The 899-nt window shown below is 65.4% G+C and carries 1 protein-coding gene; it reads left to right on the forward strand.

The annotated features are described in order from the left end of the window. Positions 1-899: AMP-binding protein (locus ACNFBR_RS29225; RefSeq protein WP_416737877.1), on the forward strand; the 899-nt coding region annotated here is incomplete at both ends.

Raw genomic sequence — 899 nt, forward strand, 5'->3', positions numbered from 1 at the left:
GCCAACCAACTGGCGCACAAGCTGCGCGAACAGGGCGTTGGCCCCGATGTGCTGGTGGGCATCGCCATGCAGCGCAGCCTGGAGATGGTCATCGGCCTGCTGGGTATCGTGAAAGCTGGCGGCGCCTACGTGCCGCTGGACCCGGAGTACCCGCAGGACCGCCTGAGCTACATGTTCGAAGACAGCGGCATCGCCTTGCTGCTGACCCAATCCCACCTGCGTGAGACCCTGCCGATCCCGGTCGGCCTGCGCAGCCTGGACCTGGATACCGAGGACCTGAGCGGCTACAACGATGGCAACCTGAACCTCGACGTGGCGCCGCTGAACCTGGCCTACGTGATCTATACCTCCGGCTCAACCGGCCGCCCGAAAGGCGCCGGCAACAGCCATCAGGCCCTGGTCAACCGCTTGTGGTGGATGCAGAAGGCCTACGGCCTGGGCGCCAGCGACAGTGTGCTGCAGAAGACCCCGTTCAGCTTCGATGTGTCGGTGTGGGAGTTCTTCTGGCCGCTGATGACCGGCGCCCGCCTGGTCATGGCCCAGCCGGGCGCGCACCGCGACCCGCAATTGCTGGTGGAAACCATCAACCACTGCGGCATCACTACGCTGCACTTCGTGCCTTCGATGCTGCAGGCGTTCATGACCCACGAAGCAGTCGAGAGCTGCGTCAGCCTCAAGCGTGTGGTGTGCAGCGGTGAAGCGCTGCCGGCCGAGCTGGCGCGGCAAACCTTGCAACGCCTACCGGCGGCCGGCCTGTACAACCTGTACGGCCCGACCGAGGCGGCCATCGACGTCACTCACTGGACCTGCCAGGCGGACGAAAGCATCAGCGTGCCGATCGGCCAGCCAATCGACAACCTCAAGACCCACATCCTGGAAGGCAGCCTGCAACCCGCCGT

It is taken from the genome of Pseudomonas sp. NY11955, assembly GCF_048068035.1.
In the GTDB taxonomy this organism is placed as follows: domain Bacteria; phylum Pseudomonadota; class Gammaproteobacteria; order Pseudomonadales; family Pseudomonadaceae; genus Aquipseudomonas.